At 32.6% G+C, this 18,296-nt stretch carries 16 protein-coding genes; 3 read left to right on the top strand and 13 right to left on the bottom strand.

Annotation, left to right across the window (positions count from 1 at the left end):
• Positions 1-23: 23 nt before the first annotated feature.
• The 10 genes from KP014_RS15450 to KP014_RS15405 all read right to left on the bottom strand — a co-directional run bounded on the left by KP014_RS15450 (position 24) and on the right by KP014_RS15405 (position 13,480).
• Complete coding sequence (locus KP014_RS15450; RefSeq protein ID WP_036600908.1) at positions 24-1,010, bottom strand: hypothetical protein; 987 nt, start codon at positions 1,008-1,010, stop codon at positions 24-26.
• 38 nt (positions 1,011-1,048) lie between these two features.
• Complete coding sequence (locus KP014_RS15445) at positions 1,049-1,522, bottom strand: hypothetical protein (protein ID WP_036600907.1); 474 nt, start codon at positions 1,520-1,522, stop codon at positions 1,049-1,051.
• Between the two features lie 47 nt (positions 1,523-1,569).
• Positions 1,570-2,958, bottom strand: a complete 1,389-nt coding sequence (locus KP014_RS15440) for a hypothetical protein (RefSeq protein ID WP_036600905.1) — start codon at positions 2,956-2,958, stop codon at positions 1,570-1,572.
• A 17-nt stretch (positions 2,959-2,975) separates the two neighbouring features.
• Positions 2,976-4,448 (bottom strand): hypothetical protein, encoded by a 1,473-nt coding sequence (locus KP014_RS15435; RefSeq protein ID WP_036600903.1) that lies wholly within the window; start codon positions 4,446-4,448, stop codon positions 2,976-2,978.
• On the bottom strand, positions 4,445-6,109 hold the full coding sequence (locus KP014_RS15430; protein ID WP_051500456.1) for a hypothetical protein: 1,665 nt from the start codon (positions 6,107-6,109) through the stop codon (positions 4,445-4,447). Before KP014_RS15430 ends, KP014_RS15435 begins: the two co-directional genes overlap by 4 nt.
• A complete protein-coding gene (locus KP014_RS15425) occupies positions 6,102-7,016 on the bottom strand; it encodes a hypothetical protein (RefSeq protein WP_051500455.1) in 915 nt (304 codons plus the stop codon). The genes KP014_RS15430 and KP014_RS15425 overlap by 8 nt, the downstream gene beginning before the upstream one ends.
• Before the next feature lie 265 nt (positions 7,017-7,281).
• Positions 7,282-8,121 carry a hypothetical protein gene (locus tag KP014_RS15420; RefSeq protein WP_036600900.1) on the bottom strand — a complete coding sequence of 280 codons (840 nt, stop codon included), beginning with the start codon at positions 8,119-8,121 and terminating at the stop codon, positions 7,282-7,284.
• On the bottom strand, positions 8,111-10,825 hold the full coding sequence (locus KP014_RS15415) for a hypothetical protein (protein WP_051500454.1): 2,715 nt from the start codon (positions 10,823-10,825) through the stop codon (positions 8,111-8,113). Before KP014_RS15415 ends, KP014_RS15420 begins: the two co-directional genes overlap by 11 nt.
• Positions 10,826-11,338: 513 nt before the next feature.
• Positions 11,339-12,889 carry a DEAD/DEAH box helicase gene (locus tag KP014_RS15410; protein WP_246590511.1) on the bottom strand — a complete coding sequence of 517 codons (1,551 nt, stop codon included), beginning with the start codon at positions 12,887-12,889 and terminating at the stop codon, positions 11,339-11,341.
• A gap of 216 nt (positions 12,890-13,105) precedes the next feature.
• The gene (locus KP014_RS15405; protein WP_036600897.1) at positions 13,106-13,480 is read right to left on the bottom strand and encodes a hypothetical protein; all 375 of its coding nucleotides are present in this window, start codon (positions 13,478-13,480) and stop codon (positions 13,106-13,108) included.
• Between the two features lie 150 nt (positions 13,481-13,630).
• Between KP014_RS15405 and KP014_RS15400 the strand changes: the two genes are divergently transcribed.
• On the top strand, positions 13,631-14,653 hold the full coding sequence (locus KP014_RS15400) for a tyrosine-type recombinase/integrase (protein ID WP_036600896.1): 1,023 nt from the start codon (positions 13,631-13,633) through the stop codon (positions 14,651-14,653).
• Between the two features lie 1,727 nt (positions 14,654-16,380).
• On the opposite strand, the gene KP014_RS15395 is transcribed toward KP014_RS15400, so the two are convergent.
• The gene (locus KP014_RS15395) at positions 16,381-16,530 is read right to left on the bottom strand and encodes a hypothetical protein (protein WP_175491803.1); all 150 of its coding nucleotides are present in this window, start codon (positions 16,528-16,530) and stop codon (positions 16,381-16,383) included.
• A gap of 239 nt (positions 16,531-16,769) precedes the next feature.
• Positions 16,770-17,192 (bottom strand): hypothetical protein, encoded by a 423-nt coding sequence (locus KP014_RS15390; RefSeq protein ID WP_036600894.1) that lies wholly within the window; start codon positions 17,190-17,192, stop codon positions 16,770-16,772.
• A gap of 145 nt (positions 17,193-17,337) precedes the next feature.
• On the opposite strand from KP014_RS15390, the gene KP014_RS15385 reads away from it, so the two are divergent.
• Positions 17,338-17,577 (top strand): helix-turn-helix transcriptional regulator, encoded by a 240-nt coding sequence (locus KP014_RS15385; RefSeq protein ID WP_036600888.1) that lies wholly within the window; start codon positions 17,338-17,340, stop codon positions 17,575-17,577.
• 3 nt (positions 17,578-17,580) lie between these two features.
• Positions 17,581-17,820, top strand: a complete 240-nt coding sequence (locus KP014_RS15380; protein WP_036600885.1) for a helix-turn-helix domain-containing protein — start codon at positions 17,581-17,583, stop codon at positions 17,818-17,820.
• Positions 17,821-17,842: 22 nt separating this feature from the next.
• On the opposite strand, the gene KP014_RS15375 is transcribed toward KP014_RS15380, so the two are convergent.
• A complete protein-coding gene (locus KP014_RS15375) occupies positions 17,843-18,085 on the bottom strand; it encodes a hypothetical protein (protein ID WP_036600883.1) in 243 nt (80 codons plus the stop codon).
• Between the last annotated feature and the right edge of the window lie 211 nt (positions 18,086-18,296).

Here is an 18,296-nt window from a genome sequence, read left to right as displayed (position 1 = left end):
AACTCTTTCCCCACTACAGAAAATTACTCTAGAATATATACGCCGTATTTTGCTGTTGTCTCAACACCAATACCAAATTTCTTACGGACACTATATTCTTTAGAGTCGTCGGCATTAGTTTTACCTTCGCCATCTTCAATCAATGCTTCGCCCTCCATGACGAACTTCACAATCTTTTCATCGCCGTTCGGCAACACAAGCAAGAAATCGTCATCAATTGCAAAATCAGTTGAACCAATTTTATGAGCTTGTGGAATAATACCAAAAGTAATTCCATCGATAGTCTTAAAGTATCCATCTTGATTGCGTTCGTCTTTCATTTTATCTGAAATGAATTCAGGAACTGCTTTACGGACGGCTTTTCGTGTACCAATTACCATTGGCTTCAATCCACTAACTGCCTCAACATGAGAAACAAGGGTATCGAATTGATCAATGTCCCAAGCGCCACCATATCTATATGGAGCAGACAGGGCGTTATACGCAGCTTTAATCGCAGTAAAAATCTTTTCAGTAATTTCTCTTTTAAAGGAACGCTCCACTTTGTCAACCAATTTTACCCAATCAATGTAACCAGCTAGGAAGCGTTCAAGTTCTTCATAAATCTTAACGCCTTCCCATCCAGTTGTAATTTGATATGGGCGACCATACGTGAGACGTTGACGATTGAGGTTGTTAGTTCCTCCAGCAATTTCTGCGACCTCAAACAGTTCATCAGTTTCAGGTAGAAAAGAGAGTTTATCACCAAATTTCACAGAACGATAATCGACAAATTGTTCAAACTGATCTTTGAGTCCTTCTTCGACTCTAGCATCAATTACTTCTTCTAGGATTTCAAAAATTTCAATTTTGTTCTTACGAAATGCTTTTGCATTAAACTTGCCATCCTCAGAACCCATTAATTTATTCAAAGATTCTCGAAGCTTATCATTCGCCTCTTCTGTCGAATAATTTCCGGTTGTGCCTTTAGAAAGGTCAATGCCCAGTTGAATAAGTTTGTTATTACGCATTTATTATACTCACTCCATTATATTATTTATTTTTATTTTTAGTGTTTGAGAACTTTGTAACGTGTTGCAGGTTCGCCATATAGCATAACTTTTTCAAGTACCAGTGCAGCGAAACGAGCATCTCCCGACAAATCGGCAACAGCTTTCAACTTCGCAGAACCATTCTCGGGAACCAAATATTGATTCTTAACACTAGTGCCATCAATCATATCGTCTGTAATGGTAACTGTATCACCTACAGTATAGTGATAGGCTCGTGCTGGCTTACCAGCCTTATTTACAAAGTCAAGAATATTGTGCTTTTCTGCCTCATATACAATTTCAGGAGATGCAATCAATAGAATCTCTTCAATAGAAACATTCACTGGAGTTGCACCCTGCACAACTTCGCGCTTGCCATCAACAAGACCACCAATTGTTGTGATAGCTCCATTTTCCAAATCAACATTCAAAAGCACACTTTCAATATTACCGCCATAAATGGCTTGCATTTTATCCAATCTAACTGACATTTATAATGTCCTCCTTGTTTTTTCTAATAATTATAGAAATGTGGTTATTATTCATCCCACAAATCGTCATAAACTTTCCCGGAACCTTTTCTCGCATTTTTATTCTGAGTGATATCAATTAGCGATTGTTTATTGGGCTGAAGACTAAATTTGGCTTTCTTTTTTCCCACAATTGCATACAATTGATTTTCCATCTCTTGCAGAGTATATGTATTTTTATTATCTTTTACATCTTTCATTTCTTCTTCTGATAGTTCAGATGCAAAAGATTCAAACAGTATTCTCTCAGCTTCCTCTTTTTCTGCTTGGAGTTTATTGCTGTATTTCGAGTTAACATCATCAAATTCTTGTTGAAGCAGATTAAACTTTTCCTCAATAGCAACAACCTTAACCTCGTAATCAGACTTCACATTTTTCTCTGTGTTTTCTTTTACGGTCTCTGCAAACTTATTAAACGATCCCAAAGTAAAATTGGTATCTGTCTCAATATCCATTGGTGTGTAATCGACTTTAAATCTCTTGATAGAATCTTTATCAAGGCTTAGTTTATCGCCTTCAACACTAAAAGAAGCACCTACTAAGTAATGATTTTGATTGTCAAATGCAATCACATTTGAATTCTCAGTATCAATGTCTACAAGGTAAAAGTTTTGGATATCAAATCCCCAGTATTCATCCGTATAAGTGCCAAGCCCTGCCACTTCTCTTTCTGCTTCTGAAAACAGTTGAGATGCAGTCAAGTTATAATTTTTCTTCTTCAAATCCTTTCCTCCTTGCACAGAGAATTTCAATTCATTTACCATATTACTAAAATCATTCTTAAAATCATTATCAATTAAGGAATATGCAACAATAGAAGCACTCTCGAAACATGGGGCCACATTACCATTTGGATCTGATTCCTTATTAACTCCAAGAATACAAAGACCTGAAAATACAAACTTTTTTACTTCATAGACTTTTTTTCCATCTATCGTTGAAAAGTTGCCCTCAATATTTTTGATTTCCATTGATTGATTATATTCCCGTTCTAATAAATCATTAGCCTCTTCGTATCTGTCAGTCCAAAGATAAGCTCCGTCCACCACATAATATTTATTAATAGTACCATCGTTCTCTTCGACGGATTCCCAATAGATATTAGCCGATTCTGGAACAACTCCATATGCCATTGTAGTTTCAACATACTCAGGTTTGTTTCCTGAAGTATCAATTTTACCGCCATGACCACCGAAATTCTGACTATCTTTGTTATATTCACCTACAATCGGAATGTTAAAAATGCTTGAGGATGCTTCATTGATTGCTTCCTCTGATATGTAAGTGTTATTTCTATTTAGTCCAGCATATAAGACTCTAATTTTACATTTAGAGAAACGCGAATCTACTTTTTCAACATTGTCAATTTTAACGCTAAATCGCATTACCTTATCCATTAATCATTATCACCTCCTTAATCTTCCTTGTTACTTTCGTTATCTCTATTTTTAAGGCCCTTATCCGACAAATCCTCTTCTTTGGTTTTTGGTCTACCATTAAGATCAGATGGTGTAGCAGTATGAGCGGATGACAAGGGAACAAGAACATCTGGAAGTTTAAGGATTTCATTTTCAAGGTAAGAATTCATCAAGGCTGTATTGGGACTATACCCTCTTAAAGCCATAATTTCATTTTTGACTGGCATCCCAGCATTAGCTAGTTTTAATGCACTCTCAATCAATTCATTGCGATTTAGTTTTGTAGCTGGCAAAATATTCAACTTAAAGCTATATTTATAGTTTCCTGTTGCTTGAATATAAGAATTGCACCACTTCTCAATAACTTTGATCAATCTAAAAGCATCAGATTCATCTGTTCCTGTGGAATATTTCAAGGCGGAACTGGTGCTTGCATTTGCACTAAAAAGTAAATTTGACACTCCAGTTTCGTCCCAAAATTGAGTGGTTGCTTGCCCAACTTTATTTTTATCATATGTGTCTTTATCAAATTTAACTGCCGTTATATCCATTGGGCCTGTTGCAACTCCTACTTGTTCAGGAGAAATGTCTAATAAGTTTTCATGGAATGTTTTTACATAATCTTCTTCAATTAAAAACTTATTGGCCTCTTTGCTATCCATAGGTATCTTCTGCAAAAGAAGCATGAAGTTTTCCAGCTCTTCCTTTGTTTTAGCCAATGCCTTAAAATCAGCAATATCCAATATACCTTCAAACACACTAGAAAATGCTGGCACAGGATTAAAATCATATGAAGCCGTTAAACAAATAGCCAATGGGGACTCAATTCTTTCCCACTTTTCTGAAGATGAATTATTTCCTTTCACGCGGTCATAAATTTCTCGGAAATAGTCAGGAAATGAATTTAGCATAGAGGTATTATTGTTAAAATAAGAGAAATCAAATGAATATCCTAACAATCCTGTATCGGGGTCAATGAAAGTAATCTTGCAATAATCTGGATCTAGTTTTTGAAGATAGAAACCATTTTTAGTTGGTCTTGCAAAACCATAAAAGGCGCCATCAACATATGATGTAATTCTTGCCTCCAAGAATGAAGATGAAATATCTATCTTCTCTGCGACTTTTGCATGCTCTTCATAATCTTTTTTAAACTTCTTAGGATTAACACTTCCTATGTCTGTGGTCATTGGAGGTAAAGTATAGTCCATAGTATGTAAAGTTGAGAAATATAATATTAGTCTTTGATAATGACCCGATGCACTTAGTAAATATCGACTTATATTTCTAAGTTTTTTTTGGCTTGCCACATTGCTTCTATTTTTAAGAAATTTCTTAACATCTTCACTCGTATATGTTTCTACAACTGAATTACCTTTATTCTTATTGCTAATATTGATGAAACCAAGCTCTTTAAAAATACTCATAGCTCGAAAATACTGATCTGATTTAGTCTCAATTTGACTCAAAAACTTGCCCCCTTTCTTTTTCCGTATATTTTGGGTTTTCTAGTAAGTGAGAAATTTTTTATATTTATTTCTTTTTCTTCTATAACTTTATTCAAAAAATTTTTAATATACCAAATCCCCATCATTAATGCAGAATATCTATCTTTATCTATCCTTTTTGTTAATTGCTGTACAGTAAGTTTGCCATTATTTTGAGTCACTACTTTTAGATTAGCGATTTCTTCTATTAATCTATCTGTTTGCACAAAAGGATAGATTTCTTCGGCATAATTAGTATCGTCATATTTTATATTTGTGTCTTTAATTAGCAATTGAAGAGTTCCGCTTATTACCATATCTTGAATACTAACTATCCCATCATGGTTTGACGCTTGCGAAACAAAGTTATAAATTACCTTTTCTGCATTTTTAATTTCTGCTTCATGATCTGTATTTATTGTATCCCAGCAGCCAAGATTCTCTTTTGTTGACGGATCTTCAGCGTCTTTTATCAATTCATCTAAAAGACCAGAACCAACACCATTACCATCAATAACGACTATTGTTGCCGAATAACGTCTACGAATTCTTTTAACTTCAATTGCTTGTGCACCAAAAGTAAGGCCATTTCTAAGATTGATTAGATTCACTAAATGAATATTTTTCAATCTTCCTTTTGGTGTTCGTATTAATTTTAGAACAGCAATCGATGTTTGATTGTTATTTTTCTTATGTGATCTCGCTACATCAACCGAAAGTATGTATTCGTGTTTGCCATCATTTTTAAATTCAGCGCATTCTAACACTCTTAGATTAAGTAATTGTTTTATATCAACAATTGAGCCATCTACAGTGCCAACCCATTTCGATTCATAATTTTGAGCAAAAAAAGTTGGCGATAGCCTTGATTTTTTATCAAGTAAAGCTGCTTTTGGTTCACCCCTACCATAATGTACGGCTAATTGCCAATCTGAACCTAGAACAATTTTACCTTTTAATTCAGCCATCTCTTTTATCATCATTAAATTTCGTTCATACTCATCTGTTCCACGCCAACCGCTGGTTGTAAAAAAGTTAATTTGTCCATTTAATTCTTCAGGATTAATAAGTGCATTTTTACCAATAGTTCTGCGCGGTACATTGGGAATTGGTTCAATGCAATCTTGGAATAATTCATTATTTAACAATGCTGACTCTTCTATTTGAAGTCGTTTTCTTCTTTGTCCTTTGCTGCTTTGAGCATTTGCCAAAACATCAATGCGACCACCAGATTTAAAATTAATCTCTGCACTATCTTTTGTAAAAGAAGGCTTTCCCTCTACCTCATTCAACAGCAACGGGTAAAACCTTGTTAACTCTTTCCATTTTTCTTCTACAAGGCTGGAAGCATTTTGCTGAGTTTGTGCGGTCATTGCAATTTCAATCAAAGGAAAGAAAATAGCTGTATGAATCATACCCATCACTTCTTTTAAAGTCTTACCATAGCCCCTTGGGAAAACTCCATATGTACTAATAAATCTAGTGATGGAACGCAAAAAAACTCTCTGATCTAAATCTAGTATCATTCCACCAGTTTCGGGAGTTATCATGTCATACCATAAATCAGGATTCCATCTACACCAACTGATAAGATCTATGTATTTATCGATATTACTGTCTAATGAAGAACGATAATCACTCAAGAATATCACCTTCTTCAAAATTGTGAATTATTTGGTCTTCATAATCTCTTTTTCTCTGTTCATAGAATTCATAAATTTCTTTGTAAGACACTGGTGGCAATGATTCCAAATCTCTTACATAGTTTATATAGCACCATAGAGTAACATCGACTTTATCTTGTGGTCTTTCTATGAATCGTGGCAAAATAGGGATGATGTCAACCGCTTTTTCTACAGCCTTTGTTAGTTCTCCAAAACTATCGACACCATCAGTTAAGTCAGATTTTGATAATTGTTTTGGATTTATCTTTGCATCTTCAGCAGCTTTACTCGCTAATTTTGACCATGTTTCAGCATCTTTAATATTGTTACTCGATAAAGAAAACTCTTCTTTAACAGCATATCTACAATACTTCTTAAGCGCTTCAACATGCATTGCCTTGTTAACAGGATAATCTTTTTTAATAAAATTATATTTACGTTCAAAAGCTAAATATTCTTCAGGCTTAAAACCGTTTCCCCACTTATTTATTAAATCATCATCACTTACCAGTACTTCCTCTTTTTCAGCTTCATTTTTAATATGATTAATTTGTTGTTCTGTGCTATTTTCATAAGTCATATTTTTGTATTGAGGCAAAGAAGATACCATCCTAATATACTCTTTCCACTCTTCACCACTACTTCCCCAAACATCTGCTAAAAATGGTCTGTTCAAATGCTGTAATATCTTTTTAACTCTGTTCAAATACCCAACAGACTCAATTTCATTTAGATAACTGTTAATACATTTACTGCAAAGTGGAAATCTTTGTGTTTGAATAAATGGACTTTTATGTGTATAGAAATTATCACTATTTTCAGTTAATAAATTATTACATTTGATACATTTTATTTTATTTGATGGTTTTTCTTTTTTTACTACCATATTACTCCCTCATTCCTTCTTCCTTTTTTATGTTTTCATGAAATAGTCACCCTGCCAGAATATCTAAATATGAAAACATAAAAAAGAATCCAGCCTAAAGGAGTGTGAACTGGCTGGAAACAATTAAAGGTGATATTTAAAAAAGTTCAAATCTCGCAATTGGCATAACGAGACTTGGGCGAGAGAGGATTAAGAAGAGTCCAATAAAATTAATATATTAACTTCTCTTTCCTCCCTATAAGGATATATACCATTTTAATGCGTCTTAACTATTTTTACTTTTATAATACCTTTTGTTACGTATCTTTCGTTGTTCACTATCAATGATAATTTTGCATTCATTACACCATTTTCTTCTATTGCTTGTTATGCTTATTTCTTCTCCACATCTTTCACAATATTTCTTGATTTCTTCTTTAGGTGTATTGTCTCTAATATAGTGTAACACTTCTCCCCTTAACGAATCTCCAATATAACTAACCAACAAATTATCTTGACTCCACGAATCAACTCTCACTCTGTCATTATCCCATCCATGTTCATTTTCGTATTGGGCAACTGTTTTACATCTTCTAAATATCTTGTGTAGTGCATCATTTATCACACTTTTATACTCTTTCCAACTTAATTCTATCGTCTGATCTTTATGTATACGTTTCGCTTGCTCTATAGATTGAATAATTTCTTGCTCTATATTTTTAACATCCACACCTTTATTTTTCTTTAACTCATCTATAGTTCTGTAATATATGTTTTGTGATGCCCTAAGTAATTCATAATATAACTTATCAAGGTAAACATCATCCCTAAAGTAATATGCATATATATTATTTATTTTTATTCTTATATCATTAATAGGGTCTGTTTCTCCTTTATAAAAACTCTTCCAATAATAATACTCTTGATAATTATATTTGTTAAATAGAACAATTAAATCTTCTTTATTATTTAAAGCTTCATTTATTACCTTATATTTAAAAGTTTTTTTCTTCCTTTCACCCCTATATTCACTTTTCCATATAGCAGAAGCAAAGAGATAAACGATATTCCGTTTATCTTCTTCGCTTGCACTCTGATACTGTTTTATTAAGTTATTAATGTTCACACACAGACTCCTTCTCTACAAGTTTATAAAATTTCCCGAGAAACTCATATGTATCTTTATCGTCTCTTTCTGCTTTAACAATAACCATTTCTTTTTGATTAGATGTATTCTTTCTCAAATTATCCACAATGATATTACCAAAAAGTGACCAGCATAATACTTTGTTTGCACTTATGGTTTCATATGATAGATCAATCAAGTAATTTGCTATAGTCTCAATATTATCTCCAATTTTTTCTAACTCGATTTTGTAACTATCAAATATTTTATCAATTTTGTTATATCTAGTATAAAAGTTTTGCAGATGTCTTCGGTTATTTAACTTTTCCTCTCTAATTTTGTCCATTTCTTTTTTATATTTCTCATTAAAGGAATCATAGATATTCCTAATTTGCTCCCTTAAATCATTATTACTTAAGTCAGCATCATTATTGATTAATAGCTCTTTATCAATAAACGATCTGTTGTTCCACTTTACGTTTTTTGATTCCCATTTACATATAAAATCGCATAGCTCGTTCATTGGAGAAGGTGAGTGATAGGCGTTAGTTGGTATTTTCACTTTTGGAATAGGATTTACTTTTCCTCTTTTCTGAGAGACCAATATCGCTTTTTCGTTGTCCGCTTCAATTTTTTTATTTCTTTCTTGAATTTCTTTATACTTTTTCAACTTCTTTGGATATAAATAAAGTTGAAAATAAGGTATTACGTCTTTATACTTGTGCAAGTACTTTGGAATATATAATCTGACTCCAGTTTTCACATAATCTATCTCTTTGCCCTGTAAGATCCTAAGTAGAGCAATATGTTCAGCATTAATCTTCTTCCATTCTTCATTCTCTGTGTGCTTGTTTAATATCGATGTAGCAATGTTCGTAATTTCTCCAATTCGACTATCACGACTTTTCAATTCATAGTCCAAGATGTTTTCGTCGTTATATATGACAGGTTTAACTGACACTTTATCTTCCGTATCTACTACAATTGGTAAATCAATTTTAGAGTCAATGATTTCTTTTTCATAGCACAGCATCACTGCGTCGCCGTCTTCATCCATGCCCCCTTGCTGTGGTAATGTCAAGTCATACATATTAATCATACAAATATCATGATTAGCAAAGTGTGATAGATACTTATTGGTCAATTCGTTTTCTACAATATCAACAATGTTTACTTCTGACGGATCAACCAAAGGAGAACGGAATGAAGCACATTTACCTAATGGTACTGTTTTAGCATAAAACTCACCAGCATTAAGACATCCTTTAACCTCTAAGCCAGCAGCATATTCTAGATATCCCATAATATCTCCAATGACAATATGATAGAATCCCGGTACATATATTTTACCGTACTTCATTTGATTAATACTATTATTGAGTTTCCAGATAACAGTTTTCTGTATATAGGGGTCATTAAGCATTGCATCATTAATTAGTATTGCTTCATTTATGTACTTGCTTGCCGAATATTTTTTATAAATCTTCTTAGGTTTATCTTCATCATTCTCATTTGAATATAAGATTTCGTTGTCATCTTCTTCAGAGTGATCATTCAATCCCAAGAATTTATATGTATAAAACTTGTCACCATTAATAATCTTTTCATACATGTTTGTTGTATACTTAGCTAAATTAATTATCTTGCCGTGATTTCTTTCATCTAAAATGTCATATTCATTATCTTTATTTTTATATTTTTCAATATACTTTGGATTCCACAAGTCTAAACACTGGAGATATTGAAAGTTCATTCGTGCATACACATTAATATTATCCGTATGATGAATCTCTTTACTTTTTCCCAATTTAAATTGATATTTCTTCACACGCTCCACATATTCATTCCAAGCATTGTTACCAAACTCTTTCTTAAATAACTTATGTCCTTTAAACATTGATGTGTTCCAAATGCAATCAATGTCATCGAGTCTGTGAATATTCCCTAACCAATCTGTTATATATTCAATGGATTCAGGTCTATCTCTGTAGTATTTCTTAAAATCTACTTCGACACTCATCCCCTTGATAAATGGTAAGCCTCGTACTTGAGTAGCTATACCTAAATATTTGCTCATTTCTGGTGTGTGAATTCCGAAACCGTCAAATGGCGATAATTTAATTGCTTTTTTACCTTGTTTAATTCCTTTATTGTTATATGTTTTTCCATCTTTGCCCACAGATTTTACATCATCGACATAACGAATAATCTCAGGATGTAAAGTTTTCTCAAATTCATCAATAATTACGATATAAGGAATTTCACAGTCAGTTGGCTTATATGAACTAAGGATAAGGCAGCGGTAGCTTTCAAACTTAGAGATAATATCTTTCTTGATATGAAGTCCCAAACAACTACGTTCTTGCATTTCTTTGCTTATGACTTCTTTAATAAAAACAGTGATACCGTCTTTAGCTTGTGAAGAGCTTTTTCCAAAACGAACAAACTTAGCGCCATTATAAATGAAACCCTGTCGTAATGCTCGTTTAAGATATGATTCTTTTTTGTTGTCCTTTTTTCCATCGAGAACAATTAAATCATCTAATCGTTCAGCTTGATAACCATTAACAACTGCAAGTTGATCTGTTAACGGTGTTGTCTCCTGTCTGATAATGAATTCTGATTCTTCTTCTGGACTCAGTTTCAAATTAAAATCTGAATCTATAATTTGTTTTAATTTTATTTTTAATACATCAAATAGCAATTTTCAACCTCCATTAATATGTTTATTTTTATTATTTATTTATTATAATTTTATTGTTTCACATCACCACCTTTACAAATACCCTAGCTTAGATGATAGTAGTCAAATTACTTATAAATTAATAAGAAATTGAGACTTAGAATCGATATTAGTGATATAGATTAATTAATTCAAGATAAGCAAGTTGAAGACAGCCACGTAGTGGATGGCTACGGAACACTAACGCATAGCGAAGCGAAGCGTTTTTGTGACGGCTCTTTAGACTTTAATCTCTACTTATAGTTAGCAAACTAATAATTAGGGGTGCTAATACCAACTCGGTCAAGTTTCCAGCCCTGCTAACGCAGAACTGTCAAAATGCCCGACCTGCCGCACCACCCCTCTTGCCTACGGCAATTCACCTCTCACGGCTCAATTAAGATTTGCTTTAGCTAAATTGAAAGTTGGACACCAAATCATGGATAAACATTATATATAATGAAACTCCACAATTTGGTGTCCGATTCTTTTTTATTACTCAAATCTGCTTACTAACCAATACCACTTTCCACGGTTAGGGTTATCACTACCATCATCAAGTTTCTTATTATTATCCTTGAAACTTGCAACTGCATATTTCAAATTGTTAGATCGAAGATATGAGTCAATTTGATTTACATCTTTCTGAATTCTACCACGATAATCTTTAATGGCGATTCGTTCAATTAATTCTTTCTGTTCCTGTTTATATAGTCGCTTTCCTAATAGGGAATCAAGATACTCACCTAAATCCTGTTCCTGATAAATCTTGTCTAAGTCTCTACAACTTTTCATATCCATCAATTCTAAGATATACATCATATAAGCATCGCTCCGACTCTTCTCCCCTAGTCCCTCTCTAATTTTTTTTAGTTCTCGATTGTGATCAAGCATTTCGTTAATAATAGCCAAATCGTTTTGTACCTTCAGATACTTCACTGTAGATATCTTTTTATCGCTCACATATTTATTATCTGGTGAAGGTTGATCATAAATGATATAATTTGATTTTTGAGCAAACCTACCAATAAACTCATTACGTCCTGCTACTCCTTCCTTAAGAAAGATATCTGCTTCTTTGAGCTTATCAACAAATACATTTTTATACCCATTAATAGATTTATTACTATAATTGAATAAAACAATATGTACTTTATCATCATCTGATAATGAACGTTTACGTCCTATACATTGAATCATGGTATTGATATCAAACTCGTCACAGATGATTAATTTGATTTGTTCATCTTTAAGATCATAACCATTATCAAGAACCTTGGTTGTAAAGAGATACTTTCGGTCAAATGTAATCTTCTCGCCATCTGTTATTATTGTGCGATCATTAATTAATTGAAGATATTTTTTGTTGTTTCCGTTATTACTACACAAAAAATATGAATTTGGAAATTCATTATGTAATTTTGCCGCCTTCTTAGTTGATTTACAGAACCATATGATTTTTTCATTCCCGTTAAAATGCTGCTGTATGTATCGTTTGACTGATTCATCCTTCGAATAAAAAGAAAGTGAAGCAACTTGATTGAATTGCCGTTTTCCTCTATACTCCCACACTTTAGTTTTTTTATTAACAGAATTACAAATAAATGAGAATAGTGTTGAGCCAGTAGCCGACATAAATATTCGAATTTTGTTGTTTAGTCTCATAATGGCATTAAACGAAAGATCACTATTATGATTGAATGAACTATCATCTGTAAAGTAATGACACTCATCACATACGATATATGTGTATGGAGTAAAATCATAACAACCGCTATTCGATATTTGATGTTCGATTTCTTGATATGTAGTTGTATGTATTCTGTAATTATTGTTTAATTCAATTTGTTCCTTGTTCTGCTTATGTAATTCTTTCCGGTTGAATATGAATAAAATATCTGATTGTTCATACTCTGCATATGATGATAACTTGTTACGAATAAAATATGATTTACCTGAACCCGTTCCTGTTCCTATTAGAACAATATTTCCAGCCTTCCACTGTTTGTATTCTTCTTTAATAATATCGGACAACCATGTTTTCATTTTACTGCTGTTCATGTGTCGATGGATTTAAACAATTTCTCTTAACAAATCCCCTCGTTTCTTTAGGTGTTGTCTTTCTATCAAATGATTCTTTGTCTAACATTAACTTAAACTTCAAATAATTCTTTTCCTTTCTATGTGTATTCCGAGAACTACTATAATACTCGGTATCTTCATAATAACTCAACAACATTATTTCGTCAACTATATTTATTTTTATCTTATTAAAGTTCCTAAAAATGGTTTTTTCAAATTTCTTAAAGAATAGTAATCAAATTTAATGCTGATATTTCCCTTACTAGTTGATTTTGCTTTAGCCAGCTTCATATTTCTTTCCTCTCTAACCTTCATTTTCTTAATGAATCTTGTTAATTTCAAGACAAATTCTCTAATTAAAAATGATTCTTCATAACTATACCTCTGGTCTGCTGCCTTTTTAATGAATAAATCCAGATAAGCATCCAATTGAACAGAGGAATATATTGTGTTGTACTCTTCTCCCCATACATATGAAGCTAATTCTTTATATCTTCCTCCTTCCATCCATTTAATATACTTCTTTGGATCAATATGTGGTAAAAATTCAATCATTTTTGTCAACTCCTTTCTGCTTGATAATTCAAATTATACATTCCCGTATATTATAAGTCAATATATATAATGTAAATAACTATATTTACTTTTTAAATGCAGTTGGTTATAATGAAGATACGAGATAACAATAGAAACGGAGTGAATGTAATGGAAACAGCAATACATAATGTAGTAGGATTACACGCTGGCTCGGTTTGGGAGGACATTCAAACCTTTATCGGGCAATTTATTAGCAAAAATACACAAGGAAACTATAGTAGAAGTCTAGAACAGTTCTTTATGTGGTATAGAGGAAAAAAATTAAACGAATTGGTTGCTGATGATCTACCTATTAGGAATGCGGATATGATTAAATATCAAAAATATCTTCGGGAACATGAAGCTGATTACACAAACGCTACGATAAATAATGTAATTGAAGCCATAAGAAGTTTATATAGGTTTCTGAAAATTAACGACTATGAAGTTAATCCAGACGCAACAAAAGTTAAACCTCTGCCTAATGATTCCGAAAGATGTGGAGAACTATATGTACATGAGGCCGAAGAATGGGCAAATATTGTACTAGCCACAAAAAAAGGTCAAGAAAAATCTGCTCTGATTAGACTGGCATATACAACAAGTTTTAGAAAAGCAAGTTTGTTGGCAATAGAATGGGATGATATTAAGTTAAATCTATCCGGTAATTATTATGAAGTTACTGTGGTTGGTAAAGGTGGAAAAAAACATACCGTTGCAATTTCAATTGAGCTATACAATGAGTTATTAAAAATTAAAGAACAAAAATATTATGCTCGTTATAACGATAACAAGATATTTCATTTAAGCCTTCACGGAATTCAGGATATGATAGATTATTTACGTGAGGAAACAGGTATTCCCCCAGAGAGAAATATTAAATTCCATAGTTTAAGAAACGTTGCATCAATGTTTGGAACATTGGAGGAAGCAAAGCGACACTATAATCATTCCAGTATTGTTGTGACAGAAAAAAGTTATAGACATAAAGATAAGGATATGAGCAATAGCATTAGTCTTCGAATTGGCAAGGAGATTGATTATGGAGTGTTTGAAGAACTAAGCAAGGACCAACTTATTGAATTGATCAAAGAACAGGAATTTGTAATTCAAATGGGAATGGAAAAACGTGCAAAGGAAGTTGTAAAGTAAAACTTGTTGTTCATGTAGCGAACAGCGATTAATTTTGTCTCGAAATGCATGACTAGCTACCAAAAATTTGTATCGTAAATTACATAATAAAATGTCTAGATCCCTTATAGAATAAGGGATCTTTTGCGTTTATGGATGAAAATATAGCATTTGTATCGCAAAAAGCTAGTGATATCAAGGGATTTGGGCTTGTTTTTGAGTGAATATTGATAGTTTGGAGATAAATTTGATGTGAAATGACGTAAAAAAGTGTTGATTTATAAGGATTTTACGAGACAAATTACGAGACAAATTGAGGTTAAAATGAGGGAAATTGTGCTGGATGAGGATGAGCTTAATCTGAAATAAAAAAATAGTCGCGGAGTAGAAGTGCTATGGGTTATTATTCAAATTTTATCTTAATTTTTGATTTAAAGTACCCCCCATACCCTTTTCTAAATGCTACATAATATATCTTGTATTGCATTTAGACATTGAAGCATCCAACTAGCAGATCATAAGGAACCAGCAGCGTCAACTTGTTCAAATTTGATATAAAAATTTAAAAATTTAGGTAATCACAAACAATTTTTCATCTGTGTACGACACGTACACACGTAGGCGCAAAGTCGTTTCGTTTTCATTATATACTAAACGCGGAAACTGTGACTTATTTATCACAGTTAATATTATCATTATCACTATATATTACGTCATATATCATCATATTCACACTTATTTACGTCATATATATCCATCTACATTTACTTTATTGCGTCATTATTCATCTATATATCACTCACATATGACGTATTTACGCTATCATATCTATCCATTCTAGCCTATCTTTGCCACATTCTATTCACATTTATAAAGATAAAAATAGTTATTTTCCTTAATATTATTGAAATCTATTTATTTTTATCTTATAATTATATATGTAAGGTGGTCAAGCAGAGAGGTAGGTGAAGCCAAATGCTTGAATACATAGCAAAGATTCAGCCTTACATTCCAACCTTTAGCTTAATTCTCTCCTTAATAGCTTACATCACGAATGAGAAACGAGCTAGAAGGAAGGAAAAAGCCGAACGTGAACAACTAGAAGCCAAACAGCACGAAAGCGGTGTTCCACTCCCTCCAAGAAGTAAGAAACACCGCAAACGTTAGGCAAGCAGCTTACAAGGCGAGAACTCGAAAGGGTTCTCTCTTGTATCCCTATTCACCTTTATTATATCACATAATCGTTGACTATATGCAATGAGAAAGGAGAAAATTAAATGAAAACAAGTAAAGCATTATTATATGCAATATACCTGTTCCTTATTGTTGGTTCCATTGTTTCATTAACTACATATCACATGTCCACTTTAAACGTTACAATTTCCATTCTAACGATTGCCGTAAGTGTTCTAGGTATTATCAGAGTTGCCAAAGATAAATACCTTAAATGAAGGATCAAGCCTGTTCTACACACCGATAAGCATATCTATGTGTTTCATATTCCTTTACAAAGGTGCGTTTATTATATGAATACAAATAGAACAATAAGCGCCATAATAGGCGCTTTACTTCTCTTTCTTAGATTATCTAATGTATAATGCAAAAAGGACTGGTCAATGAAGGCCAAGTCCTCTTAATATATCACATTTATATTTATATTTATCTTCATGAATATATCCATTCTACTACTACAAACAACCATACAACACAGCATACAATTGTTCTAATGTTATTACCTATTTTTATTTTCATGCACTCACCTTGATCTCTACAACGTTACCAAAGTAAGACACATAGTCAGTCATGCAACATGTGCATAGTTCCAACACTTTTAAATTATCACCTTTGGTCTGAAGAATAACACTTCCATCACGTTTAATTAATTTAATTATTTTCATTTTATATCTCCTAAAGTTCTACAATTTTAATTTTTTTGTTGGAGTTAAATTTATGAAAGTGTGTACCTCTCGCCTCTTCTGGCGTAAAGCGCCGTTGCTTCTTCTGGAGTATTAACCCATTGACTAAAACCTTTTGTGTGATAGTAATATTGACCGCATTGATTTTGTAAGTACACAGTAATATCTCCTTTGAGTTTATTCCTCCACTCACTCACAAGTGGAGGGTTTACCATTGATTATCAAGCATACTGAACCGATTCAATAGCCATAAACTCTGGGATAAAGGCAATACGGACTCCTGTTTGGTCTTCTTCCCAAATTGCTTCCATTGCTTGACGTTGATCAGTATTATTATATTTATTAAATAACTTTCCTGTTTGTGTGTCTCTTGCTGGAACCAACATAGCGCCAGCTTCAGCACACTTTGCGTCAATCCGTTCTTGATATGATGGTGTTATATATGTATCAACAATTGTTTCTAGGACAAAGCCTTGGGTGTTTGCCCACTTTTGAATGACTTTTTGTTGAGACTCGGGAATGTTTGCAACACTTATTTTAATGTATACTTCGTTATAGTCGCCTCTCAGATTAGCTTTAACCATCACATTATATTTTTCCTTTACAACTTCAACAACTTGCGCCATTACTTGTTTATTATTCATTATTAATCGCTCCCTTTGCTTTAGTGTGTTTCCCTTACCTCTTGATAATATTATAGCATAGTGACTAGCGACTTGCAACTAGTTACTTGAAACTTTTTGTTTTTCTTTTTATAATATAAATAGAACAAAAAAGGTGGGAGAATGAATGCTGAAAGTAACACCGCGATTAAATGAATTACTGGAGGAAAAAGGATATAGTCAAGCGGCATTTGCTAAAAAGTATGGTTTCGCACAAAAAACAATTAATTCTTTTGATGGCAATAAACAACATAGAACGGTATTATTATTTGGTGTGGCAAGAGCATTAGGACTTAATGTTGAAGATTTATTTTTAGTCGAGGAAATTCCAGACACACCAGACACAGAGGGATCAGAAGGAGTTTAATTAATGGCAAGATATAAGTTAACACCAAGATTGACTAAAATATTAAAAGAGCGTGGTATAAAGCAAATTGAAATTGCAAATAAAGCAGACATACCACAACCATATATATCTAGGTTTGATGGGTCTGACAAAGGATTATATGACATATCGAACCTTTACTCAATTGCCAAAGGACTCAATTTAAAAATTGAGGATCTATTCACCATTGAAGAAATAAAAAAGAAACAAGACGGCGATAATTAGTTTGTCTTGTTTCTTTTTTATTTTACATTGCTTTTAGCTTTAACATTTCCTCTACCCCACACATATATGTAATTTCAATTATCTTGATTGTATGCATAACAAATAATTCTTCAATTTCCTGTATGGTTTCTGAAGATACATTATCCATTCGTAGATAATCAATTATACTCATTAGCGCCGTATTGTTAGCTTCTAGTTGTTCATCACAAATATTCTTAATTCGTTCGTCTAATGCTGGTTTCAACCATTTAATTATTTCTTGCATGTAGTAGTCTCTCCCCTATTTATGTATTCTCCTTATCAGATATCATCTAAGTTGTCAAGAATTTTTCCAAGCCTTTGAATTTAATTCCATTATGCCACCTTAGACCCTTGACAAGCAACACTCGTTCAGTATTCTGAAAATAGTTGAGACTTACAGAAATTTAATCAATTTTCGACAACATTTTACATATGGTTTATGCTAAAATATGCCG

Origin of the sequence: Paenibacillus sophorae (assembly GCF_018966525.1) — a bacterium.
GTDB classification, from domain to species: domain Bacteria; phylum Bacillota; class Bacilli; order Paenibacillales; family Paenibacillaceae; genus Paenibacillus_AQ; species Paenibacillus_AQ sophorae.
Note: the sequence above shows the minus strand (reverse complement) of the source record. Positions and strands in the feature narration are given on the sequence as shown.